The following is a 23144-nucleotide window of genomic DNA, read 5'->3' as shown; positions in this document are numbered from 1 at the left end:
GCCGGACTCACGCGGCGGAGAGAAAACCGCTATCGGCCCCGGCTCGGTGACCAATAGGCTCGCCCGACATGACCGAGGCCGACTGGCGGGACAACGGGTTCAGACAGCGTCGCCCCTCGCCGGAGACGCTCGGCTGGGTTGCTGAATCGATGGGTCGGGGCAGCCGAATCGTCGGATATCGGCGGATGACCGGTGGCGTCTGCTCCGCGGTGAATCGGCTGACCGTCGAGCGCCACGGCGTGCGAACGTTCGTCGTGCTCCGGCAGTATCCGGACGGGCCCGAGCTGCGGACGGCCTTGGAGACGGAGATCGCCAACCTCGGGGTGGTGGCCGGAAGCGGTCTTCCGGTCCCGAGCGTCCTGGCGGCCGATGTCGCCGGTGCCTCGACGGGAGGTCTGCCGTCGTTGCTGATGACCCGGCTGCCCGGCCACGTCCACCTCGATCCGGCCGAGCCTCGCGCCTGGCTGACCAGGATCGCGGAGCTCGCTGCCGTGCTGCATTCCCTCGATCTGCCCGCAAAGACGTTCAGACCCTGGACGGATTCCTGAATCGCTCCCCTGGACGCGCTTCGGGTGCCGAACGGCGCGCGGAAGCCTGCCGTGTGGAAGGCTGCATGTGAAGCCATGGCGGCGCGGCCTCCCGCGGACCCGGCGGTCTTCCTGCACGGTGATTTCCTGCCCGTCAACCTGCTGTGGTCGCGCGGCAGGATCACCGGACTGACCGACTGGAACGGCATCCATCGCGGCTCTCGCGCAGTGGACGTCGGGCAATGTCGGCGATTCCTGGCGGCGCTCTACTCACCCGACTGGTCGGAGCAGCTGCGATCGCTCTATCAGTCGATCGCCGGCGTGGCGCTCGATCCGTGGTGGGACCTGTATGCCCTGCTGCACTACAACGACAGCCAGCCGAAGTGGATCAGTGGCCAGGTAGCCGGTCGTCGTCCCGTCGATGGGCCCGGCATGACTGCCAGGGTCGAGGTCGCCGTCGAGACGGCTCTCCGGCGCCTCGGTTAGGGCGTACGGCCCGGCCGATCCAGCTCGGCCAGAGCACGGCGGAGACGAGCGACGTTGAACCGAACGCCCTGATCGTCGCCGATGCCGACATGGTGGGCGATGTGTCCGATCTGGGTCTGGCACAGCGACACGGCGATCGAGCGGCGCAGCTCCGGATCGGTCGGTGAGCCGGCCCGGTGCCCGAGCAGGACCGCCTCCAGGCCGTCGTCGCCGAACGTTTTCCAGACGTAGCCGAACTCCCCCGCGGTCGATCCGGCATGCCACATCCCCCAGTCGATCAGGCAGCTCACCCGAGATCGGGAGTCGACGAAGACGTGTCCACGGTTGAGGTCGCCGTGACACAGCACCGGCTCGGTGTGCGGGGCGGGATCCTCCTGCAGAGCCTCAAAGGTCCGTTCGATCTCCGCCTCGCTCAGGCCGGCCCGGACCAGCTCCGGCCGCTCGGCGAGTCGATCCCGGATGAAGTAACCGCGCAACTCGGCCGGGTCGGGCCAGCGGCCGTCCGGACCGGGCCGCCATGCGCCGGGCATCCGGACCTCGTGCAGCCGGGCCAACACTCTGCCGAGATCGACCAGCGCGGCGTGATGGTCTTGGACGGACAGGTCGTCGGCAACCTCTTCGAGGGCTCGGCCCGGTGCCGCCGCAAGGATCATCACATCCCGTTCGGCATCGTCGCTGGCCACCCGATCCAGCGCAACGATCTCCGGCGTCGGCACGCCGGCGCCGCGGGCCGACTCCATCGCCGCCGCCTCAGCCGAGAAGTCGCCCTCACCGTTGCGTCGGATCCGGACGAACAGCGGTGCATGACCGTCCACGGTGACCCGATGGACCTCGTTGTCGTAGCCGTTCACGACCCGGTGCATCGACGTCACCTCGCCCCCGATGATCTTGTGCACCAACCCGGCTATCCGGTCCGGTGGCGTCGCGAACTGCGCATGGAGGGACTGCAGGAACGCCGAGTCGGTCATACGGCGATTGATCCACAGTACGGCCGTCGATGCGACCGAATATCCGTCCGACCGTAGCGCTCGGCTCCGGTAGCGTGCGTCGAGTGGCCAAGCCGACAATCCGGCCCGCGCGAGCGGAGGAGCATGCGACGATCTCGGCGCTCGCCCTGCGGTCCAAGGGACATTGGGGCTACTCGCCGGAGTTCCTGCAGGCGTGCCGAGCCGAGTTGACCTACCGAGCCGAGGACTGCGGGACAGGGATGTGGGTCGCTGACGACGGGACCGGACCGCTGGGCTTCAGCCGACTGGCGGGCGTTCCACCGGACGGTGAGCTGGCCGCCTTGTTCGTCGACCCGGATGCGATCGGGACCGGCTGCGGGCGGCTGTTGCTGGAACACATCCTTCGCGAGGCGGCTGCCCGGGGCTTCCGCCGGCTGGACCTGGACGCCGATCCAGGAGCCGAGCCGTTCTATCGGCACTTCGGCGCAACCCGGATCGGCAGCTCGCCGAGTGGTTCGATACCGGGACGCGTGCTGCCACGGTTGCGGTTCGACCTGGTTGCAGCATGATCGCGAACAGGTAGGGGTCGCACCGTGTCGACGATGACCCTGCCGTTCCACACCCGCGGCCGCAACGGCCGGCTGCGGATCAACGTTCATCCCAACGACGATCCGTATGCCACCGGCCATGATCAAGTCGCCAAGAACTTCGACGCCTCGGCATTCACCGGTTTCCCTGTGCTCACGGCCGAGGTCGACTTCCCCCGCGAGGGACCGGCCGGTTGGTTCGGGTGGGTCCAGCTGATCCGTCACCTCCGACGAGGTGAGGTGATCGACGAGGAAATCGACCGCAATCCGTTACTGGCCGGGACGCCGCTGTATGTCGAGGGCTACCGGCCGACCTTCGCCGACGCCCCGGCCAACCCGGACCATCGTGATCTTGATTGGCTGGCGGATGCTTTCCTGGTCAGCATCGGACCCGCCCGGCTGTCCCCTGTGGTCGGCTTCAGCTGGGGCTACCGACGATTTTTCGACGACCGAACCGATCTGATCGATCCCGAACCGGCAGCCGCCGATGCCTGGGAACGCATCCGGCAGCGGATCCGACGGGACTTCGCCGATTGGGAGACTGACCCGCTTTTGTCGTGATCTTGGACCAGTCGAAACCACCTCAGCAGCGCCGCCGACCGGCGACTGCGAGCCCCTAAGGTCCGGCCGTGATCTTCGGGCTCAGCGGGAAACGCGCAACACCGCGAAACCAGCGATCTGTCAGCAGCCTCTTGCCCGCGACGTCGATTCGCTCGCGACCGGCACCCTTCACCCGAAGCATGAACACACCGACACCGGTACGGATCCACTGCGGATTGTCCAGACAGCGACGGGGAATGTGCACCCGGATCACGGCTTCCTTCACGTCCCGGCGGACCCGCAGACCGTTGCAATGAATTTGCTGATCGAAGTTCTTTGTCAGTGAGATGTCATGGTGCCGTTTCGTCTTCAGCGCGACAACAAAGAACGTCGGCCGGTGCTTGGCAGAGGTAGCGATCTCAACCACTGTCGCATTGGATCCACGCAGCTGACGAGCCTTGATCACGACCTCTACGGAACGGGCACGATGATTGGTCCGCACCGCCGTGATGTCACCGTTCGCCCCCGTCTTGTTGACCAGATGCTGACCGTCGTCGCCCTTGATCGCGTAGACGTCACGCCTGGTGTCCTTCACCACATGCGTTGCCGCATCGGCCTGCTCGCTTGTGGTCAGGGTGACCGCCAACAGGACGGTCAGCAGGGCGCCGGTGCGGACACCGAAACGCCGCCAGAGCTTGATCATGCACGGATCGTAGCGGCCGATCTTCCGCGCCGTCGGCGTTCTGACAGATCGGTCGAAGTCACCCGACCGGGGTCGGATCGAGCCCGATGATCAGGACGGTGCGCTGAGCCGGCGCAGTGCGCCGATCACCTGTTCGCGATCACTGGTCGGCCACATGTCCGGCATCGACGATCGCAGGAAGCTGCCGTAGCGGGCGGTCGCCAACCGCGGGTCGAGGACCGCGACCACGCCGCGATCACTCGCTCGACGGATCAACCGGCCGGCACCCTGGGCCAACAACAACGCGGCATGAGTCGCGGCGACCGCCATGAACCCGTTACCGCCGGCCTCGCTGACCGCGCGTTGCCGAGCGACGGTCAGCGGTTCGTCCGGGCGCGGGAACGGGATCCGGTCGATGATCACCAACTGGCAGGTGTCACCCGGCACGTCGACGCCCTGCCACAGCGACAACGTGCCGAACAGGCTGACGTCGGTCTTCTCGATGAAGCGGCGGGTCAGATCCGACAGCTGGGCATCGCCCTGACACAGGATGGTCATCTTCGGTAGCTGCTTGCGGACATACTGTGCTGCCGCCTCCGCGGCCCGCCGGGACGAGAACAGCCCCAGCGTCCGGCCGCCGGCCGCCCAGACCAGCTCGGCGATCTCGGCCATCATCTCCTCGCCCAGGCCGTCGCGACCGGGTCGTGGCATGTTGCTGGCCACGTACATGATCCCCTGCCGGCGGTAGTCGAACGGTGAGCCGACGTCGAGACCGCGCCAGGTCAGCGGTCCGGCCGGTCGGTCCCCCGAGCCGGCTGCCGCTCCATCGCCGGACAGGCCGTCGTCCTGCTCGACGTCGTCATCCACGTCAAGATCATCATCCAGCGACATCTCAAGATCGTCACGATCATCGACGCCCTCCTCGGCACGGACCGACGCCTGCCGGGCGGCTGCCTGTTGATCATGGGACACCGGCTCGTCGTCACGTTCGTCGGCGCGCAACCCGACCGACGCCGCGACACCGGCGAAGTCCCCACCCAGCTTCAACGTGGCCGAGGTCATGATCACCGTACGATCGCTGAACACCCGGTCCCGCATCAGTCCGGCGACGGTCAACGGTGCGACCCGGACGTCGCGTCCGTTGCGTTCGGAATCGGTCACCCAGATCACGTCGTAGTCGTCCAGCTTGCAGATCCGCTCCGCGACGTCGAAGATCTCCTTCACCGCGGCGGCGGCCTGCTTGCGTTCGTTGTCCTCCTTGCCCTCGCTGGTCAATGCGCTGACCACGCGCCGTCCCGCGGCCCGGACCGCAGACACAGCCGTGATCACCGAGGAGTCGGGATCCTCGATCCGCTCCGGCTGCACCGCATCGAGCGCCTCCCGCAGGCCGTCGGCCGATTCCAGGAAGTCCAGGGCAAGATCATCTTCGAGGAAGTTGAGCGCCCGCCGGCCGACCCGTTCGATTCCGGTCGGGTGCAACTCCGCCGACGCCGCACCGGTCACCCGGGAGACCAGTTCATGGGCCTCGTCGATCACGATCACCTCGTGCTCGGGCAACGCCGTCCGGCCGTGCATCGCGTCGATGGCGAGCAGTGCGTGATTGGTGACGACGAGGTCGGCGCCGCGGGCCTTCTCCCGGGACCGCTCGACGAAACAGGAGTCGCCGAACGGACACTGTTGGGTGCCCAGACACTCCCGGACCGGGATCGACACCTGCTGCCAGGCTCGATCGGTGTGCGGTGGCGCATCGTCCCGGTCGGCTACGCCGCGCTCCTCGTGCTCGCGCTCGGCCCACTCGCGCAGCGCCAGCACCTCGGCGCCGAGCGCGGAACTGGCCGCTTCCTCCTGCGGCTCGGCCTGACCGGCGATGGTGGCGCGCAGACTCTCGGCCAACTCCGCGGAGTCGATCAGCGACTCCTGGGCACTGACGGACCCGCCGTTGACCCGGAGCCGGCAGGCGTAGTTGGTGCGGCCTTTGAGGATGGCCGCTGTCGGTCGCCGACCGGTCACCGATTCGACGGCTTCCAGCGCCGCCGGGATGTCGTTGCCGGCCAACTGGGCCTGCAGGGCGAGCGTTGCGGTGGCGACCACCACCCGGTCGACCTTGTGGTCGGACAGCGCGATCAGCGACGGCGCGAGGTAGCCCAACGACTTGCCGGTACCGGTGCCGGCCTGGACCAGCAGATGCCGTCCACTGCCGAAGGCCTCGGTGATCGCCGCGGCCATCTCGGCCTGGCCGGGACGATGCTGACCGTTGATCTTGGCGACCGCGGCATCGAGGACATCCTGTGCCGCCGGTTTGTCGGCCGATGTCCTGTCGTCAATCACCGCACCAAGGTATCTGCACCCTCCGACAATCGGTACGCATTGACCTCGGCGGCGAGTCCTTCGTTGACCCGGGCCACGACCAGCGTGCCGTCGCCGGTGTGCTCCAGGGTGCTGAACTCGCCCTCGTGGTGGATCCGGTTGATCAGGTCTCCCCGCTCGTACGGGATCATCGCTCGCACCTCGACGCCTGGTCGGGGCAGCCGTTCCTCGATCCGGGCATGGAGCGCATCGATGCCACGACCGGTCCGCGCCGAGACGACCAGCGCGTCGGGGAACTGATGCCGCAGCACCGTCAGCGTGGCCGGATCGGCCTGGTCGGCCTTGTTGATCACCAATTGTTCGGGGACCTGGGCCGCGCCGATGTCGCGCAGCACCTCCCGTACGGCCTCGATCTGGCCCTGCGGATCGGGATCGGAGCCGTCGACGATGTGCAACAGCAGATCGGCCCGGATCGATTCCTCCAACGTCGAGGCGAACGCCTCCACCAGATCATGCGGCAGGTGCCGGACGAAGCCGACGGTGTCGGTCAGCGTGTAGTCCCGGCTGTCGGCGGTCTGGGTCCGTCGCGTCGTCGGGTCAAGGGTGGCGAACAGCGCATCCTCGACCAGCACGCCGGCGCCGGTGATCCGGTTCAACAGCGAGGACTTGCCGGCGTTGGTGTAGCCGACGATCGCCACCGACGGCACCTGGTGCCGGTGCCGTTCGGCACGCTTGGTCTCGCGGGTGGAATCCAGCTCGCGCAATTCGCGACGCAGTTTGGCGATCCGCGTGTTGATCCGTCGCCGATCGGTCTCGATCTTGGTCTCACCGGGACCGCGACCGCCGATGCCGGCACCGGCGCCGGCTCGACCGCCGGCCTGCCGGGACAGATTGCCGCCCCACCCACGGAGCCGCTGCTTGAGATACTGCAGCTGGGCCATCTCCACCTGGGCCTTGCCCTCGGCACTCTTGGCGTGCTGGGCGAAGATGTCCAGGATCAGCGCGGTCCGGTCGATCACCTTGACCTTGACCCGGTCCTCCAGGTTGCGCAGCTGCGCGGGGGCCAGCTCACCATCGCAGATCACCGTGTCGGCGCCGGTGGCGACCACCACATCGCGGACCTCGGAGACCTTGCCGCTGCCGATGTAGGTGGCCGGATCCGGGCGGTCCCGGCGCTGCACCAGCCCCTCCAGCACCTGGGATCCGGCGGTCTCGGCGAGCAGCTTGAGCTCGGCCATGGCGTTGTCGACGTCGGCCTGTGACCCGGAGGTCCAGACACTGACCAGGACGACCTTCTCCAGCAGCAGCTGCCGATACTCGACCTCGGTGATGTCGGTGAGCTCTGTCGACATCCCGGCGACACGTCGCAGCGAGATCCGATCGGCGAGATCGAATTGATCCCCGTCGTAGTCGGTGCCGACCGTGTCGACCTCGGCGTCGAGGTCGGCGAAAGAGTCGGTGTGCGTCGCCGTGGTGTCTGATTGGTCAGCCAAAGCCGGATTCATCCTTCGATCGGTTCGTCGTGCTTGCTCCCAGCTTCTCACGGGCCACCAACACGGGCCAGCGCTTTAGCCTCGATCCACCGATGTGCCGCTACTGCGCGACCCCATCCGGGCACATCGGCGGCGTTGCCGCCGCTCAACGGTCAACCAGACCGCCCTCACGACGGCAACTTGCCGATGCACCCGCCTGGCGCCGCTCGCTACGCGGCACACCGGTGGATCGAGGTTTAGCCCTGTGCTTAATGAGCTCAGTTCCCGGTGGCAGCGAAGATGAGCGGCAGTCCCACGCTGAGCACGAGGATGACGCCGATCAGCACGAAGATCGTGATGGCGGCCGTCTTGCCGCGAACCGGCTGGGGCGTCGGCCCGATCCGACCGCTCAGGAAGGTGATGGCGGGCGGCGAATAGTGCAGTTCGACCCGCTGCCCGGGTTGAACGGTGACCGCTTCGGCTGCGCGACCGTACTCCCAGAGGTATTGGGTGCGGATGTCGATCTGTCGCATGCCGGCCGGGACGGTGATCTCATTGTGTCCCCAGCTGACGGCGACCGGGTAGCCGTCGATCTTGCCGATGGCGCTGACCATGCCCATCGAGCCCCACGGCTTGCGCAGTTCAAGCACCAACTGACCGGTCGGTCCACCGAATCCCGGCTGCCCCTGCGGGTTCGGCGCACCCTGCCCGAACCCCAGCTGCCCGGGGATCTGCTGCCCGGGGATCTGCTGCCCGAATCCTTGCGGCCCGGAAGCCGGCTGCCCGTACGGCTGCTGCCCCTGCTGCGGCGCGTTGCCGGGTCCGGGCGGCGGGGTCCAGCCGTTCGGTTGCTGCGCCCCGGGTTGCTGCGCTGGTGGAAAACTCATGGGGACACTATGACGGTCCCGAGGTCGATCACCCGACCGGTGCCGGCTCAAGCCAGCCGAAACGTCCCCTCGGCGACGATCTCGGCGGGTCCGGTCAGATAGCTCTGCCGTTCCTGCAACTCGACCTCGACCGTGCCGCCCGGTACGTCGACCCGGTAGCTGATCGGAAAGGTCGACTCTCCGGCCCGGCGAGCCGCGACCGCGGCCGCGGCGCAGGTACCGGTGCCACAGGAGCGGGTCTCCCCCGAGCCGCGTTCGAAGACCCGCATGGCGATGTGCCGCGGTCCGACCGGCTTGATGAATTCGATGTTCACACCGGCGGGGAACCGGTCAGCGGGCGCCCAGGTCGGAGCGTGGAACAACTCCAGCACGTCAAGATCATCGACGAAGGCGACGGCATGGGGATTTCCTACGTCAGCAGGGAATGCGGAGATCTCCGAGCCCAGTCCGCCGACCTGCACCGCGACCGGATCGTCGTCGACCTCGATCGGGCCCATATTGACCCGATAGCGGCCGTCGGCCAACACCTCGGTCGGCTTCAGACCGTCCCGGGTGGCGATGTCGATCACCGGGCCGGTTGCCAGCCCGCGCTCGATCAGGAAATGGGCGAAAACGCGGACCCCGTTGCCGCACATCTCGCTGACCGACCCGTCGGCGTTGTGGTAATCCATGAACCACAGATCATCCGGGCCGTCCCAGTCCGGCACGTGCTGCGAAGCGACCACCCGCAGCACGCCGTCGGCGCCGATCCCGGCCCGTCGGTCACAGATCGCAGCGACCTCCGCCGGAGTCAGGTCGAGCTCCCCGTCGAGATCGGGAACGATCACGAAGTCGTTCTCGGTGCCGTGGCCCTTGATGAACTCGATCTGCTGCACGGCACCAGTCTGACAGGTGATCAGGAAGCGACGAGGGGCAGCGCTCGGTCGACGAGATCGTCGGCCATCCCGTCCAACCAGGTGATGCGCGGGTCGCGTCGGAACCAGCCGTCCTGTCGTCGGGCGAACTTGCGGGTCTGGGTGATGGTGCGCTGTCTGGCCTGCTGTTCGTCGAGTTCACCGGCGAGGTACTGCAGGATCTGGCGATAGCCCAGGGCGCGGCTGGCGGTGAGCCCGTTGCGGAGTCCCCGCTGTTCCAGCCGGCGGACCTCGTCGACGAAACCGTCGGCCCACATCTGGTCGACGCGAGCCTCGATGCGTTCGTCGAGCACCGGTCGCGGCAGATCGAGGCCGATCTCGATCACGCCGTCGATCGCGTACTGCGGCTCGGGAAGCGAGGCGCTGTACGGCCGACCGGTCAACTCGATGACCTCCAGGGCACGCACGATCCGCCGACCGTTGCCCGGCAGGATCGACGCCGCCGCACCAGGGTCGCGGTCGGCCAACCGCCGATGCAGTCGATCGGCGCCGATCCTTTCCAGGTCGGCCTCCAAGGCGGCTCGGAGCTGCGGGTCAGTGCCCGGGAACTCGAACCGATCGACGATGGCACGAACGTAGAGCGCCGAGCCGCCGACGACCACCGGTACGACGCCGCGGTCCCGGCAGTCGGTGATCGCGGCCCGCGCGAGTTGTTGGAAGTCGGCGACTGAAGCGGTTCGGTCGAGATCGAAGATGTCGATCAGATGGTGCCGGACGCCTCCTCGTTCGGCGAGCGTCGGCTTGGCGGTGCCGATGTCCATGCCTCGATAGACCAGCATCGAATCGGCGTTCACGATCTCGGCCGGTCGACTGTCGTCGATCAGACGCCGCGCCAGCCGCACGGCCAGCGAGGATTTGCCGGAGGCCGTCGGACCGATCAGCACCGGCACCGGTGTCTCAGCCGGTTCGATCTGGGCGTGGTTTGTCACGTCTTCATGATCGCGCAACGCGAACATCGGGCGATGTTGAGGGCCCGGGGGTCGCGCTCTGACCCGAAGGTGCGTAAGAATGCGAAGGTCAGCGATCACCAACAGGTGGTCACCGAGACGAAGGAGTAGCCATGGGTATTTTCGATAAGGCCAAGGATCTTGCTGGCGAGAACACCGACAAGATCAACGATGCCGTCGACCAAGGCGCCGATGCCATCGACGAGAAGACCGGTGGGAAGTACGGCGATCAGATCGATCAGGGCTCCGACTTCGCCAAGGACAAGGCGGGCGAGTTCCTCGGCTCTGACAACCAGGACGCCGGTCAGCAAGAAGGCCAGTGACCATCGGTCGAGAGCATCTCGACCGAGAAGTTCCACGGTCATAGCGATCAGACGCCGGGAGGGACCCCGCACAGGGTCCCGCCCGGCGTCTTTTCTCTTCTCTGGCACCGATGATCGTCATTCTCCAATGCCGTTGCAATTCTTGATCACGACCGGTGATCGGCAGCCGACAGATGATCAGAAGATGACGACCCGACGGCAGTACGGCGAACACCGACACCGTTCACCCCGAGCTGCCTAGACTCCCGCCTGTCCCGCTGATCACTCCAGGAGCCGACCGTGCAGCTACGTCCCGCCAGACCGACCCCGACCCGACGAGCGGTCGCCGCTCTGGCAGCCGGGACCCTCGCTGCCGCCGGCATGATCATCTTTCCCGGGCCCGCGCAAGCCGCCGCCGAACAGTCGATCACCGCCATCCAGGGCACCGGGGCCTCCAGTCCCCTGGTCGGCCAGACCGTCAGCACCGAGCCGTCGGTGATCACCGCGGTCTACCCGGCAGCCAAGGGCTTTGCGGGTTTCGTCATCCAGGCCCCGGGATCCGGCGGCAGCTGGGATCCTGAGCAACCGTCCTCCGCGGTCTTCGTCTACGCCGGATCGAAGATGGGCACCGCACCGTACGACGTACAGCTCGGCGATGCGGTCACCGTGACCGGCAAGATCAGCGAATACCAGGGCCTGACCGAGATCAACGCCACCGGTGTCGATCCGGTGGAGCAGTCCCTGCCAGCTCCGAAGCCGATCACCGGGGTGCGCTGGCAGGACACCGCAGCACACCGGGAAAACCTGGAGTCGATGCTGCTACAGCCGGACCAGTCGTTCGCCGTCGCCGACACCTATCCGCTGTACAAGTACGGCGAGTTGGCACTCGGCGCCGACGGTGTCCCGGTCCAGCCGACCGACGTCGGCGCGCCCGACACCCCGGCCTACACCGATCAGCTGACTGCCAACGAGGCCAACGCGGTCGGCCTGGACGACGGGACGAATCAGACCTTCACCGCCACCGACGACTTCGCCGGTGGCACGCTGCCCTACCTCACCCGTGATCACGACATCCGGCGTGGCGACCAGGTGACGATCAACGAACCCGTGATCGTCGACTACCGCAACGACAGCTGGAAGTTCAATCCGACCGCACCGATCGCAGCCGGTGAGGAGATCGCGACCGTCGAGGAACAACCCAAACCGGCGGTGCCGACGGTCGGCAACGGCCTACGGGTCGCCTCGTTCAACGTGCTCAACTACTTCACCAGCACCGGACAGGGACGGGATAGCTGCACCGGTGGCAATCCCGACACCTCCGGATCGGACAACGTCACCTTCGACTGCGACGTCCGCGGCGCCTGGGACGCTGATGATCTTGGCCGACAGCAGGCCAAGATCGTCGCCGCGATCAACCAGCTTGATCCGTCGGTCGCCGGCCTGATGGAGATCGAGAACTCCGCCCAGCTCGGCGAGCAGACCGATGAGGCGGTGTCCACCCTGGTCGATGCCCTGAACAAGGCTGCCCACGAGGACGACAAGTGGGCCTTCGTGCCGTCCAGCAAGCAACTGCCGGACGAGGCGGACGTGATCACCAATGCGCTGATCTACCAACCGGGCAAGGCAGAACTCGTCACCGCCCCCTATGCCGACGGCGCCGACGCCGGCAGTGGCGGCGCCTTCGCCAATGCCCGCACCCCGATCGCCGCCGGCTTCGCACCGGCCGGCGGTGGTGAGCCCGTCCTGGTGTCGGTCAATCACTTCAAATCCAAGGGCTCAGCCCCCGACGACGGACCGAACGCCGACCAGGGCGACGGACAGGGTGCGTGGAACGCGTCCCGGATCGAACAGGCGAAGGCGCTGTCGAGCTGGATCAGTGCGGTGCGCAAGCGGACCAAGATCAAATCGGTCGCCCTGATCGGTGACTTCAACTCCTACAGCCAGGAGGACCCGATCCGGACCCTGGCCGCTGCCGGCTTCGCCAACGCAGCACCCGCCGATCAGTATTCCTACACCTTCGACGGGCTGGCCGGCTCACTGGACCATGTGCTGCTGAACAAGGCGGCCCGCAAGCGGTTGGACGGCGCCGGCGTCTGGGGCATCAACTCCCCCGAGCCGCTGGCCGCGGAATACTCGACCTACCGGACGACCAAGATCGACTACTACCGTGCCGATCCCTATCGGTCCAGTGATCACGATCCGGTGCTTGTCGGTCTCGCCGCCGGGAAGAGGAGCAGCGGCCGCCCTCATTGATCAGACCTGCCGGTGAACCGGCCGGTGATCAACCGTTGCGGCCTCCGGTGGCGGCCTGGCTGGTCTTGTTCAACGCGTTGCGGACGGCCTTGCGCATCGGCCGGTGCAGCCGTTCCTCCACCCCGTAGTGCAGCAGGACGGCCAGCACCAGCACCACGGCGATCGCCATCGCCAGCACCAGATAGGCGGGCAGGTGCTCGTGGGTGAGGTCGATGATGAAGAAACCGAACTGGACGTGGATCAGATACAGCGGATAGGTCAGCCCACCGACCACGGTCAGCCAGCGCCAGTCCAGTGCTGCCAACGGGCCCGAGCTCACGGCCCAGATCGCCACCACCATCAGCAGCACGATGACGGCCAACACGGTCGGTGAGACCGGTCGCTTCACCAACTCGCTGGCCCGCTCGGCGTAGTCGGTGACGTATTGCAGACACCAGATCAGGTTCAGTCCGACGCCGAGCCAGGCGACGATGTCACCGCGATCGCGGTAGATCAGGAACAGCAACATGCCGACGGCGAAGAACGGAGCATAGGTCGGGAACAGCAGCGAGTTCAGCAAGTTGGTGTCGGTGGCATCGGCGAGTTGCCCCATCACCGGCCAGATCAGCGCGAACGCGAGCACCCGTCGGCGGGTGATCCCGACCAGCACGAAGACGCCCATCAGCAGATAGAACTTCAACTCGACCCAGAGGGTCCAGAAGGCGCCCTGCACCGGGCTGACATCGAAGGCGCCCTGCATCATCGTCAGATTGACCAGCCCGTCCATCAGTCCGGTCCCGCGGCCACCGTGCCAGAACTGCTGCAGGATGACGGTGATGATCACCGCCGCCCAGTACGCAGGGAACAGCCGCGACGCACGCGAGGCCACGAAGTCCTCCAGCTTGCGTCCGTACGCCGTCATCAAGATCACGAAGCCGGAGATCATGAAGAACAGCTCGACGCCGATGAAGCCGTAGCGGGTGAGGTGCTGCAGGGTCGGGAACTTGACGGCGGGGATCACACCCCAGGTGTCCAGCCCGATCCCGGTGAAGTGATAGCCGAGCACGGCGAACGCCGCTACGAACCGCAGGCCGTCCAAACCACGCAGCCGGGTCGCCCTGGCCGGTACCGCCGCCGTCGCGGTGGCTGTGGCCGTCGTGCTGGTCGACCGGCTCGCGACCGGCTGATTCGGATCGGTGGCTGTTTCGGTGCTACTCACGGGGCGTCAGAGTACATTCCGCAGGACGAGATCTCGGCATCCGAACTGCCGTGCCGCGGGACTCCTGGGGGCGGGCTAACCGGCGCTGAGTGCTGCCCGGATCCGATCGAGCTGGGCAGCGGACTGCTGCACCGCGTCGCGCTGCGTCGCGTCGGTCTGCTGCGCGCTGCGTACGGCCTGCTCGATCCGTTCGTTGTTGGACTGCTGCTGACGCTGGTGTTCCTGCTGCTCTGCCCGTCGGCCCAGCAGCACCCGTCCGGCGAGCACGCCGAACACCACCCCGACGAGCAGCAGGAGGACCACCAGGACCGCGGAGACACCGGCGATCGCCAGGATCAGGGCCAGCACGATGCAGCCGCCGGCCGCGCCGGCGAACCCGTACAGCCGCGGATTGCCGTTGGCGGGGTCGGTCACCGGAGGCACCCGCTGGGCCGCTGCCCAGGCCTGACGATCCGGCCCGTCGGCGGTGACCGGAACCGATTTCCCCGACACCCGGACGAGAACGCTGGTCGGCTCGCTGTGCAGCACATTCGGAGTCTCGCCCTCGATCGCAGCGAGCAGACCGGGGACGACCGCCGCTCGCAGGTCTGCCCGAGCCTGTGAACCTGCCGGGGCCTGCAGGAAGCTCGCCCGGACCACCTGGGCCACCGTCGCCGACGACTCGGCGGCATCGGCAGCGCCCTGACCATCGGGCTGTTCCTCGGAATGCCCCGGAGTCGGATTCTCGATCCGAGCGCGCAGAGCGCGAGCCCGGATCAGCAGCTCACGCTCCGCACCGTAACCGGCGTCGATCAGCTCGAACACGAGTTGCCGCAGGCCGCCGACACTGCCGGTCGGCCGCTGGTCGACCTGCGCTGCGGGCTGGTCGGCCTGCTCTACCGGCTGCTGTTCTGGCTGGGCCTCGATCGGTGCCGGTCGGTCGGTGGCTGCCGAGGCCTGCTGCTCGATCCAGTCCAGCGTTGTCCGTCCGGAGGCCGATCCCTCCCGGTGCGCCCAACCCCACCAGTCGGCGCCGTCGTCGGCAGGCATCCAGGCAGCCCAATCCTGCAGCAGCACGGGCAACAGGCCCTCGCCGTAACTGCCCTCGACCACGGCCCGCCAGATGGTCTGCTGGCTGTCAACCAGTCGGCCGTCAGTCGGTTGCAGCAGGGCGGGCACGCGGGCGGCGACGCCGGCGCCGTGGCCGAGCGCCCCGGCGGCTGCCACCAGGAACACCTCGGCCGACGGGTCGGCCTCGGCGAGCCGGGCCTCCGTTGCCTCGTCCGGTGCGCCGGTGACCCGGGCGATCAGGGCGTTGGTCGCCGGCGCGACCCAGTAACCGGTGTTGCGGTCGTCGACCGGCTGGGCCGGCCTGCCGTCGCCGAGCGCAGCGATCGCGGCCAACGACTCGCGACGGATGGCCGCCGAGTCGCCGTAGCCGGCAAGTTGTTCGCGGAGGTCACCCAGTTCGACATAGGCGTCGAAGGCCGCCGACAGTGCATTCAACCGGCTTTCCAGGGAGCCCTGCAGCCGGGACAGCTGGCTGCTCAGCCGGGCACTGCTGCGCGCCGAAGCCGCGTAGGCCTGGCTCTCGACGTCGGCCAACCGCTCGCGCAGCACGTAGTCCCGGTCCCGGAACCACCAATCGAACCCACTGATGTCGCTCATGACCCGACATCATTCCGTGCCGCGGGACCGAGACCGGCGGTGACTCACCGGAGCGGCGCGCGGTAGCTGCCTTCGTGGATCGCCTCGGCGAGCGGTCGACGGCTCCGCCACCGGTGGCGTTCCAGATCCGGCGTGTCCTGCAACCCGCTGACGGTGCCGACGCAGAGCCACGCGATCGGCCGGATCGTCGTCGGGATATCGAGCAGCTGTTGCAGGAATTCCTCGCGGTAGAAGGAGACCCAGCCGACGCCGAGTCCTTCGGCGGTGGCGGCCAACCACAGGTTCTGGATCGCCAGGCAGGTCGAGTACAGGCCGGCGTCGGCGATCGCATGCCGTCCGAGGACAGCCGGACCGCCGCGATCGGGGTCGTAGCTGACCACGACGCCGAGGCTTGACTCCAGGATTCCTTCGATCTTGATCTTGCCGAACGTCTCGGCCCGCTCGCCGGTCAGGGAGTCGGCGAACACGTCCCGTTCGGTGGCCACGTGCTGCTGGAAACGACGACGGGTGGCAGGGTCGCGGACCAGGATGAAGTCCCAGGGCTGACTGTGCCCGACGCTCGGAGCCTGGTGCGCTGCGCCGAGGATACGGAGAAGTTGATCATCAGGCAACGGCTCGCCGGTGAACTCGGCGCGGACATCGCGTCGCCGCTCGATCACGTCGTACAGGCTCGCCAGCGGTCGCGCTTCAGACACGGGCGATGACGCTACCGCACCTGGCAGCTGTCCTGCGTCGGCGGCAACGGCGCCGGAACGCCGAGGGTGGGCATCCCGAGACCGACCGTGTTGCGCTGATCTTGTTCAGCTGACTCCTGCCGCGCCTGCCAGGCGTCGCCGCCACGGGTTCGGCGTAGGCCGATCACGGCCGTGTCGGTGCCGTCGTCGATCGGGTCTGCGGTCAGGTGATGGGGTGCGGCGCGGGTGATCACCACCTCGCCGAGGTCTCCCGGCCGGGGCCGGCTCGCTGTGTCCTCCCCCACCGCGACATGCACCAACCGGTTGTCCTGCGCCCGACCGGACATCCGATGGGTGGCAGCGTCCTTGCGCCCCTCGCCGTCGGCGAACATCACCTCGACCCGTTGGCCCTCGAGCTTGCGGTTCTCCTGCCAGCTGATGTCGTTGACCAGCTCGACCAGACGTTCATAGCGTTCCTGGACCACCGGCTGCGGCACCTGGTCCGGCATCGTCGCGGCCGGCGTACCGGGTCGGATCGAGTACTGGAAGGTGAACGCGCTGGCGAAGCGGGACTGCCGGACGACCTCCAGGGTGTCGGCGAAGTCCTGCTCGGTCTCGCCGGGAAAGCCGACGATGATGTCGGTGGTGATCGCCGCGTCCGGCATCGCCGCCCGGACGTCGTCGATGATCTTGAGATAGCGGTCACTGCGGTAGGAGCGTCGCATCGACTTGAGGATCGCGTCCGAACCGGACTGCAGCGGCATGTGCAGCTGCGGCATCACGTTCGGGGTCTCGGCCATCGCGGCGATCACGTCGGAGGTGAAGTCCCGCGGATGCGGCGAGGTGAAGCGGACCCGTTCCAGTCCGTCGATCTCGCCACAGGCCCGGAGCAGCTTGCTGAACGCCTCCCGGTCCCGGAACTCGACGCCGTAGGCGTTCACATTCTGGCCGAGCAGGGTGATCTCCTGGACACCTTGATCAACAAGCATCCGGATCTCGGCCAGGATGTCGCCCGGACGCCGATCGGTCTCCTTGCCACGCAATGCCGGCACGATGCAGAACGTGCAGGTGTTGTTGCAGCCGACACTGATCGACACCCAGGCGGAGTAGGCAGAGTCGCGGCGGGTCGGCAGCGTGGACGGGAAACGCTCCAAGGATTCGGCGATCTCGACCTGGGCCTCGGACTCGACCCGAGCCCGTTCCAGCAGTCGCGGCAGCTGACCGATGTTGTGGGTCCCGAAGACGACGTCCACCCAGGGCGCCTTCTCGGTGATCAGCCCGCGGTCCTTCTGGGCCAGGCAGCCGCCGACGGCGATCTGCATCCCCGGACGGGACTGCTTCACCGGCAGCAGATGGCCCAGGTTGCCGTACAACCGGTTGTCGGCGTTCTCCCGGACCGCGCAGGTGTTGAAGACGACGACATCGGCCTCGTCACCGGCCGCCTGCCGATATCCCGCGTCCTCCAACAGCCCTGCCAGCCGTTCGGAATCGTGCACGTTCATCTGGCAGCCGTAGGTGCGGATCTGGTACGTCCGCGGGCTCGGGACCGCGGTGAGCTGACTATCGACCGACATGATGGTTCAGGGTAATCGCTGCGGGTCGGTCACACCGAAACGGACCAGCAGTACAGTGAGCCGGAGGTGACTCGTGGCAAACACCGTGGCCGGCCGATTCCTGCTCAGCAACGTTGCCGTCATCGTCTGCTGTGGCTGCTATCTGCTGTGGTGGATCCTGGCGTTCAAGCCGGTCAACCCCGTTCCGGGCCTGCGCAGCGGCTGGCTGCTGATCCCGGCCGTCGTCGCCGGCTTCGTCGGCATCGTGCTCGCTGTCCGGGCGGGAACACACTCCACCACGGCGCGCAGACTGTTCCCACCGTGGCGGCTCCTGGTGGCGGGCATCGCCTGTTACCTCGTCCTGCTGCTGCTGACCCGGCTGCTGTTCCACCGCCAGGTGACGGCCGAACTGGTCCTGATGGTCGGCTGGGCGGTGCTCGTGCTGTATCAGCTCAATGCCCTGTACGGCGCCGGGGTGTTCGGTCGGCAACGAACGCTGCTGTTCGTCGCCGTGAGCATCGCCGCACTGGTCGGCTGCCTGGTCTGCTACACGATCTACTACGACCTCGGCCCTCGCGCCGGTTTCGTGGTCGGCATCGTCCCGCTGGCGTTGGGTGCCATGGTGATGGCCGTCATCTCCGCCGCCATCTTCCGCAGCCCCGTACGGTGATCCAGCGGCCGAGCCCTACAGTTGGCGATCATGACTTCCAGCGACAGCACCGGCACGACACCGGCACCCAGCGGCGAACAGTACGAGATCACCTCCGGGTCCTACCGGGCGGTGATCACCGAGGTGGGAGCGACACTGCGGCTGCTGCAGGTCGACGGCAAGAACATCCTGGCCGGATTCGCCGAGGGTGATCGGATCTCCGGCGGCCACGGCCAACAGCTGTTGCCCTGGCCGAACCGGATCCGCGACGGTCGCTACAGCTTCGGCGGCCAGGAGCAGCAATTGGCACTCAGCGAGCCGGAGCGGCACAACGCCATCCACGGACTGGTCCGCTGGTTGCCGTGGAACGTTGTCGAGCACACCGCCGACACCGTCGTCCAGCAGGTGACGCTGCATCCCCAGCAGGGCTGGGACACGACGTTGCTGTGCACCATCACCCACCAGTTGTCCGATCGCGGCCTGACCGTCACGGTCGCGGCGCGGAACGTCGGCGACGTGGCGGCACCCTTCGGCTATGCGGCCCATCCCTACTTCACCCTCGGCGAGTCGGCGGTCGATCAGGTCGAGATCAGTGCCCCGGCCAGCAGCTACCTGGAAGTCGATGACCGGCTGCTGCCTGTCGCGGTCCGGCCGGTCGACGGTCTGGACGAGGACCTGCGGACCGCGGCACCACTGGCGGCCCGGGACTTCGACACCGCCTTCACCGCCCTGGCCACCGACGGCGATCAACCCTGGCGCGTGCGACTGGCCCTCGGCGAACGGGAGACGTTCATCTGGGGAGACGAGAAGCATCGCTGGATCCAGATCTACACCGGTGCCGGCAAGCGCGACCTCGGCATCGCCGTCGAGCCGATGACCTGCGGTCCGGACGCCTTCAACACCGACCTGACCAGCGACGGGCTGATCGTGCTCGAGCCGGGCGACCAGTACGAGGGCACCTGGGGCGTCTACGGCCGCTGAGCCCGTCGAAGGCCCCGAACCCACCCAACGGGTCCTGAGCCCGTCGAAGGACCGTGTCCGATCATGGCTGGATCCCGATGCCCTTCGACGGGCTCAGGGACCTTGTGTCGAGGTCGTAACCGAAACTCAACACCTATTGCCGGTGGTTGGGGTGGGGTGTCGTCTAGGGTCCTCCCTATGACCGAAACCAACCCCGCCGGGGGGCCGGGGGACGAGGTGCTGCTCAACTCTCGTCCGACCGTCGCCGTCGGAGAGCCGCTGGTCGTGCTCAGCGACGTCGAGAAGTACTTCGGCGAGTTGCACGTGCTGAAGAACATCAACCTGTCGGTCGGCCGGGGCGAGGTCGTCGTCGTGATCGGCCCGTCGGGGTCCGGCAAGTCGACCTTGTGCCGTTCGATCAACCGCCTGGAGACGATCCAGTCCGGATCGATCACGATCGACGGTTCGCCGCTGCCGAGCGAGGGCAAGGAACTGGCGCGGCTGCGGGCGGACGTCGGGATGGTCTTCCAACAGTTCAACCTGTTCGCCCACAAGACGATCGTGGAAAACGTCACCCTCGGTCCGGTCCGGGTACGCCGGAAGGCAAAGACCGAAGCCCACGATCGGGCGATGGAACTGCTCAACCGGGTCGGGGTCGGCAACCAGGCCGACAAGTACCCGGCCCAGTTGTCCGGCGGCCAGCAGCAGCGGGTCGCGATCGCACGGGCTCTGGCGATGGATCCGAAGGTGATCTTGTTCGACGAGCCGACCTCGGCCCTGGACCCGGAGATGATCAACGAGGTCCTGGACGTGATGATCAAGCTGGCCGAGCAGGGCATGACCATGATCGTGGTCACCCACGAGATGGGTTTCGCCCGAACGGCGGCCAATCGGGTGGTCTTCATGGCCGACGGCGAGATCCTGGAGGAATCCGACCCCGAGTCCTTCTTCACCGACCCGAAGAGCGCCAGGGCCAAGGACTTCCTGAGCAAGATCCTGACTCACTGACAATTCACATCTCTGAAGGAGACAACTCCCATGCGTATCAAGAAGGCGATCGCAGCCGCCGGTGCCGCATCCGTGTTGATGCTCGGACTCGCGGCCTGCGCCAGCGACACCACCGGAGGCTCGGGCGGCGAGGGCGGCGGGGGCGGCGGCAAGGCCGTGACGATCGGCATCAAGTTCGATCAGCCGGGCGTCGGCTTCAAGGAGGGCTCGACCTACACCGGCTTCGACGTCGACGTCGCCAACTATGTGGCCAAGGAGCTCGGCTACACCGACGTCACGTTCAAGGAAGCCAAGTCCGCCGACCGGGAGACGCTGATCGAGTCGGGTCAGGTCGACATGATCTTCGCCAGTTACACGATCAACGAGGAGCGCCAGCAGAAGGTCTCCTTCGCCGGACCGTACCTGGTCGCCGGGCAGGACCTGCTGGTCCGCTCCGACGACAGCTCGATCACCGGACCGGAGAGCCTGAACGGCAAGAAGCTCTGCTCGGTCACCGGTTCGACCTCGGCGCAGAACGTCAAGAAGGACTTCGCCGGCAAGGTCCAGCTGCAGAACTACGACTCCTACTCCAAGTGCCTGCCGGCGGTACTCAGCGGCAACATCGACGCGCTGACCACCGATGACGACATCCTTGCCGGTTACGCCGCGCAGCCGCAGTACAAGGGCAAGCTGAAGGTGGTCGGCAAGCCGTTCACCGAGGAGCCGTACGGCGTCGGCATCAAGAAGGGCGATACCGCCCTGTGCAAGAAGATCGACACGGCGATCACCAAGATGATCGACAGCGGTGATTGGAAGAAGGCGTTGGACAAGAACTTCGGCGACGCGAACTACACGCCGGATGCGTCCAAGAACCCGCCGAAGCCGATCGCCTGCAGCTGATCCGCAGCTGAGGCTACTGATGGCAACCGCCGCCGGCCGGGCCGGACAACGCAACTCCCGGCCCGGCCGACGGCCGTTGCTGCCGCGATGATCACGATCACAGCGGCTCGTACAACGAGGAGGTCCTGGTGGGCGACTTTCTGACGCTGATCAAGGAATTCGACTATCTCGCCGCGTTCTGGATGACGATCAAGCTGACGGTCGTGTCGGCCATCGGCTCGTTGATCCTGGGGACGATCATCGCGATCTTCCGGGTCTCCCCGGTAGCGGTACTGCGCTGGTTCGGCACGGCGTACGTGACGTTGATCCGGAACACCCCACTGACCTTGATCGTCTTCTTCGCCGCCTTCGGCGCGCTCCAGGTGCTGCAGCTCTCGCTCGCTCCGCAGGACTCCCCCACCTCCATCGATGACAACAACTTCCGGTGGGGTGTGATCGCACTGTCGGTCTACCACGCCACCTTCACCGCAGAGGCGATCCGCAGCGGGATCAACACGGTGCCGCCGGGCCAGGCCGAGGCGGCCCGAGCGATCGGTCTCAACTTCGGCCAGACACTGGGAACGGTCGTGATGCCGCAAGCATTGCGCGGTGCGATCGCCCCGCTCGGCAACACTCTGATCGCGCTGACCAAGAACACCACCGTGCTGGCCACCGTCGGCGTCGCGGAGGTGTCGTTCCAGATGAAGAACATGATCGAGGCCAAGGCATCGCTGCTGTATCTGATCTTCGCGCTGGTGGCGATCTCGTTCGTGATCCTGACGCTGCCGGTCGGCGCGTTCTTCACCAGTCTGTCCCGGCGATTGGCGGTGCAGCGATGAGTGAATCGACCGTCCTGTTCGACGCGCCGGGGCCGAAGGCTCGGACCCGCAACATCGTCGTCGGCGTCGTCGGCGGCGCCGCCATCCTGGCCGGCATCGTGTTCGTGATCGTCGGGTTGGCCAACGCCAATCAGTTCACCGGCGACTTCTGGAAGCCGTTCCTGCAACCCAGCACCTGGGCCGACTACCTGCTACCGGGGCTGCTGTCGACCCTGAAGGCGGCCGCGCTGGCGATCGTCCTGTCGCTGATCCTGGGCATGTTGCTCGGCGTCGGCCGACTGTCGACAATCGCACCGATCCGGATCGTCTGCGGCGTCTGGGTCGAAGTCTTCCGCGCGATCCCGGTCCTGGTCGGCATGTTGTTCTCCTACTACTTCGCCCTCTATGTGCTGCACCTGCCGAAGAACCAGGCCTTCTTCGGGGTCGTGGTCGGGCTGGTGCTCTACAACTCCTCGGTGATCGCCGAACTGATCCGTTCCGGTGTCGGCTCGCTGCCGCGGGGACAGCGCGAGGCCGGTCTGGCGATCGGGCTGACCGAGGGCCAGGCGATGACGTCGATCCTGCTGCCGCAGGCGGTGACGGCGATGCTGCCGTCACTGGTCAGCCAGCTGGTGGTGGTCCTGAAGGACACCGCCCTCGGCGCGATCATCGGCTACCCGGACCTGCTGCAGAGCGGCTACACCGGCTCCAACCTGACCGGCAACCTGATCCCCACCGTGCTCGTCATGGCTGCGATGTACATCATCATCAACTACAGCCTGACCCGGGTCGCGGCCTGGCTGGAGGGCCGGATGAAGCGGCGCGGCCGCTCGGTCGCCCGGCCGCCGGACCAGCTGATGGGCGACCCGGCCAAGGCTGCGAACGCCGGTGCTGCGTCGTTGCAGGCCAACCAGCCCTGATCCTGCCG

21 protein-coding genes and 1 pseudogene are annotated in these 23144 nt (G+C 67.1%); 11 read left to right on the top strand and 11 right to left on the bottom strand.

The genetic code is table 11. The annotated features are described in order from the left end of the window. Positions 1 to 68 precede the first annotated feature (68 nt). Positions 69 to 1013 (top strand): annotated as a pseudogene (locus BLU38_RS31900) (phosphotransferase family protein). On the opposite strand, the gene BLU38_RS26580 reads toward BLU38_RS31900, so the two are convergent. Continuing rightward, positions 1010 to 1981, bottom strand: a complete 972-nt coding sequence (locus BLU38_RS26580) for a phosphotransferase family protein (RefSeq protein ID WP_091529283.1) — start codon at positions 1979 to 1981, stop codon at positions 1010 to 1012. The pseudogene BLU38_RS31900 and the gene BLU38_RS26580 sit on opposite strands and share 4 nt — an antisense overlap. A gap of 83 nt (positions 1982 to 2064) precedes the next feature. Between BLU38_RS26580 and BLU38_RS26575 the strand changes: the two genes are divergently transcribed. After that, a complete protein-coding gene (locus tag BLU38_RS26575; protein WP_231920056.1) occupies positions 2065 to 2529 on the top strand; it encodes a GNAT family N-acetyltransferase in 465 nt (154 codons plus the stop codon). 33 nt (positions 2530 to 2562) lie between these two features. Then, entirely contained in the window at positions 2563 to 3108 is a 546-nt protein-coding gene (locus tag BLU38_RS26570; RefSeq protein WP_091529277.1) for a hypothetical protein, read from the top strand. Between the two features lie 55 nt (positions 3109 to 3163). Here the strand turns inward: BLU38_RS26570 and BLU38_RS26565 are convergent, their stop codons facing one another. The 6 genes from BLU38_RS26565 to miaA form a co-directional block, all read right to left on the bottom strand. Further along, positions 3164 to 3790, bottom strand: a complete 627-nt coding sequence (locus BLU38_RS26565; protein ID WP_091529274.1) for a hypothetical protein — start codon at positions 3788 to 3790, stop codon at positions 3164 to 3166. Between the two features lie 90 nt (positions 3791 to 3880). Continuing rightward, complete coding sequence (locus BLU38_RS32120; RefSeq protein WP_407939721.1) at positions 3881 to 5995, bottom strand: ATP-dependent DNA helicase; 2115 nt, start codon at positions 5993 to 5995, stop codon at positions 3881 to 3883. A gap of 98 nt (positions 5996 to 6093) precedes the next feature. Next, on the bottom strand, positions 6094 to 7581 hold the full coding sequence (gene hflX / locus BLU38_RS26555) for a GTPase HflX (RefSeq protein ID WP_091529271.1): 1488 nt from the start codon (positions 7579 to 7581) through the stop codon (positions 6094 to 6096). Positions 7582 to 7826: 245 nt separating this feature from the next. Further along, on the bottom strand, positions 7827 to 8435 hold the full coding sequence (locus tag BLU38_RS26550) for a hypothetical protein (RefSeq protein ID WP_091529268.1): 609 nt from the start codon (positions 8433 to 8435) through the stop codon (positions 7827 to 7829). A gap of 47 nt (positions 8436 to 8482) precedes the next feature. Continuing rightward, positions 8483 to 9310 carry a diaminopimelate epimerase gene (dapF, locus tag BLU38_RS26545; RefSeq protein WP_172836229.1) on the bottom strand — a complete coding sequence of 276 codons (828 nt, stop codon included), beginning with the start codon at positions 9308 to 9310 and terminating at the stop codon, positions 8483 to 8485. 20 nt (positions 9311 to 9330) lie between these two features. Continuing rightward, positions 9331 to 10278 (bottom strand): tRNA (adenosine(37)-N6)-dimethylallyltransferase MiaA, encoded by a 948-nt coding sequence (gene miaA, locus BLU38_RS26540; protein WP_231920054.1) that lies wholly within the window; start codon positions 10276 to 10278, stop codon positions 9331 to 9333. Between the two features lie 131 nt (positions 10279 to 10409). Between miaA and BLU38_RS26535 the strand changes: the two genes are divergently transcribed. Continuing rightward, positions 10410 to 10619, top strand: coding sequence for an antitoxin (locus tag BLU38_RS26535; RefSeq protein ID WP_091529261.1), 210 nt, complete (start codon positions 10410 to 10412; stop codon positions 10617 to 10619). A gap of 279 nt (positions 10620 to 10898) precedes the next feature. Beyond that, a complete protein-coding gene (locus tag BLU38_RS26530) occupies positions 10899 to 12851 on the top strand; it encodes an ExeM/NucH family extracellular endonuclease (RefSeq protein ID WP_091529259.1) in 1953 nt (650 codons plus the stop codon). Positions 12852 to 12879: 28 nt separating this feature from the next. Here BLU38_RS26530 and BLU38_RS26525 read toward each other — a convergent pair whose 3' ends face one another. From BLU38_RS26525 to miaB, 4 genes are all read right to left on the bottom strand, one after another. Beyond that, positions 12880 to 14049, bottom strand: coding sequence for an acyltransferase family protein (locus BLU38_RS26525; RefSeq protein ID WP_091529256.1), 1170 nt, complete (start codon positions 14047 to 14049; stop codon positions 12880 to 12882). 75 nt (positions 14050 to 14124) lie between these two features. Next, entirely contained in the window at positions 14125 to 15696 is a 1572-nt protein-coding gene (locus tag BLU38_RS26520) for a hypothetical protein (RefSeq protein WP_091529254.1), read from the bottom strand. 44 nt (positions 15697 to 15740) lie between these two features. Then, positions 15741 to 16391 carry a 5,6-dimethylbenzimidazole synthase gene (gene bluB / locus BLU38_RS26515; RefSeq protein WP_231920053.1) on the bottom strand — a complete coding sequence of 217 codons (651 nt, stop codon included), beginning with the start codon at positions 16389 to 16391 and terminating at the stop codon, positions 15741 to 15743. An 11-nt stretch (positions 16392 to 16402) separates the two neighbouring features. Beyond that, positions 16403 to 17944, bottom strand: a complete 1542-nt coding sequence (miaB, locus tag BLU38_RS26510; protein ID WP_091529252.1) for a tRNA (N6-isopentenyl adenosine(37)-C2)-methylthiotransferase MiaB — start codon at positions 17942 to 17944, stop codon at positions 16403 to 16405. A 73-nt stretch (positions 17945 to 18017) separates the two neighbouring features. Here miaB and BLU38_RS26505 point away from each other — a divergent pair, with 73 nt between their 5' ends. From BLU38_RS26505 to BLU38_RS26480, 6 genes are all read left to right on the top strand, one after another. Continuing rightward, positions 18018 to 18593, top strand: a complete 576-nt coding sequence (locus BLU38_RS26505; RefSeq protein WP_091529250.1) for a hypothetical protein — start codon at positions 18018 to 18020, stop codon at positions 18591 to 18593. A gap of 30 nt (positions 18594 to 18623) precedes the next feature. Further along, positions 18624 to 19553: an aldose 1-epimerase family protein gene (locus BLU38_RS26500; RefSeq protein ID WP_091529247.1), complete on the top strand. Its 930-nt coding sequence runs from the start codon at positions 18624 to 18626 to the stop codon at positions 19551 to 19553. A gap of 177 nt (positions 19554 to 19730) precedes the next feature. Next, a complete protein-coding gene (locus BLU38_RS26495) occupies positions 19731 to 20540 on the top strand; it encodes an amino acid ABC transporter ATP-binding protein (protein WP_091529244.1) in 810 nt (269 codons plus the stop codon). Positions 20541 to 20570: 30 nt separating this feature from the next. Further along, complete coding sequence (locus BLU38_RS26490; protein ID WP_091529241.1) at positions 20571 to 21419, top strand: glutamate ABC transporter substrate-binding protein; 849 nt, start codon at positions 20571 to 20573, stop codon at positions 21417 to 21419. 128 nt (positions 21420 to 21547) lie between these two features. Continuing rightward, positions 21548 to 22237, top strand: coding sequence for an amino acid ABC transporter permease (locus BLU38_RS26485; RefSeq protein WP_231920052.1), 690 nt, complete (start codon positions 21548 to 21550; stop codon positions 22235 to 22237). Next, positions 22234 to 23136, top strand: coding sequence for an amino acid ABC transporter permease (locus BLU38_RS26480; protein ID WP_091529237.1), 903 nt, complete (start codon positions 22234 to 22236; stop codon positions 23134 to 23136). The genes BLU38_RS26485 and BLU38_RS26480 overlap by 4 nt, the downstream gene beginning before the upstream one ends. The last annotated feature ends 8 nt before the right edge of the window (positions 23137 to 23144 follow it).

The sequence above is a fragment of the Microlunatus soli genome, assembly GCF_900105385.1.
In the GTDB taxonomy this organism is placed as follows: domain Bacteria; phylum Actinomycetota; class Actinomycetes; order Propionibacteriales; family Propionibacteriaceae; genus Microlunatus; species Microlunatus soli.
The sequence above is the reverse complement of the archived record's forward strand: the minus strand, read 5'-3'. Positions and strand labels throughout refer to the sequence as shown.

Bases quoted from the DNA above. Each gene is read 5' to 3' on its own strand.
- BLU38_RS26580 (WP_091529283.1), bottom strand. From the start codon at position 1,981: ATGACCGACTCGGCGTTCCTGCAGTCCCTCCATGCGCAGTTCGCGACG.
- BLU38_RS26570 (WP_091529277.1), top strand. From the start codon at position 2,563: ATGACCCTGCCGTTCCACACCCGCGGCCGCAACGGCCGGCTGCGGATC.
- BLU38_RS26565 (WP_091529274.1), bottom strand. From the start codon at position 3,790: ATGATCAAGCTCTGGCGGCGTTTCGGTGTCCGCACCGGCGCCCTGCTG.
- BLU38_RS32120 (WP_407939721.1), bottom strand. From the start codon at position 5,995: ATGGCCGCGGCGATCACCGAGGCCTTCGGCAGTGGACGGCATCTGCTG.
- hflX (WP_091529271.1), bottom strand. From the start codon at position 7,581: ATGAATCCGGCTTTGGCTGACCAATCAGACACCACGGCGACGCACACC.
- BLU38_RS26550 (WP_091529268.1), bottom strand. From the start codon at position 8,435: ATGAGTTTTCCACCAGCGCAGCAACCCGGGGCGCAGCAACCGAACGGC.
- BLU38_RS26535 (WP_091529261.1), top strand. From the start codon at position 10,410: ATGGGTATTTTCGATAAGGCCAAGGATCTTGCTGGCGAGAACACCGAC.
- BLU38_RS26520 (WP_091529254.1), bottom strand. From the start codon at position 15,696: ATGAGCGACATCAGTGGGTTCGATTGGTGGTTCCGGGACCGGGACTAC.
- miaB (WP_091529252.1), bottom strand. From the start codon at position 17,944: ATGTCGGTCGATAGTCAGCTCACCGCGGTCCCGAGCCCGCGGACGTAC.
- BLU38_RS26500 (WP_091529247.1), top strand. From the start codon at position 18,624: ATGACTTCCAGCGACAGCACCGGCACGACACCGGCACCCAGCGGCGAA.
- BLU38_RS26495 (WP_091529244.1), top strand. From the start codon at position 19,731: ATGACCGAAACCAACCCCGCCGGGGGGCCGGGGGACGAGGTGCTGCTC.
- BLU38_RS26490 (WP_091529241.1), top strand. From the start codon at position 20,571: ATGCGTATCAAGAAGGCGATCGCAGCCGCCGGTGCCGCATCCGTGTTG.
- BLU38_RS26480 (WP_091529237.1), top strand. From the start codon at position 22,234: ATGAGTGAATCGACCGTCCTGTTCGACGCGCCGGGGCCGAAGGCTCGG.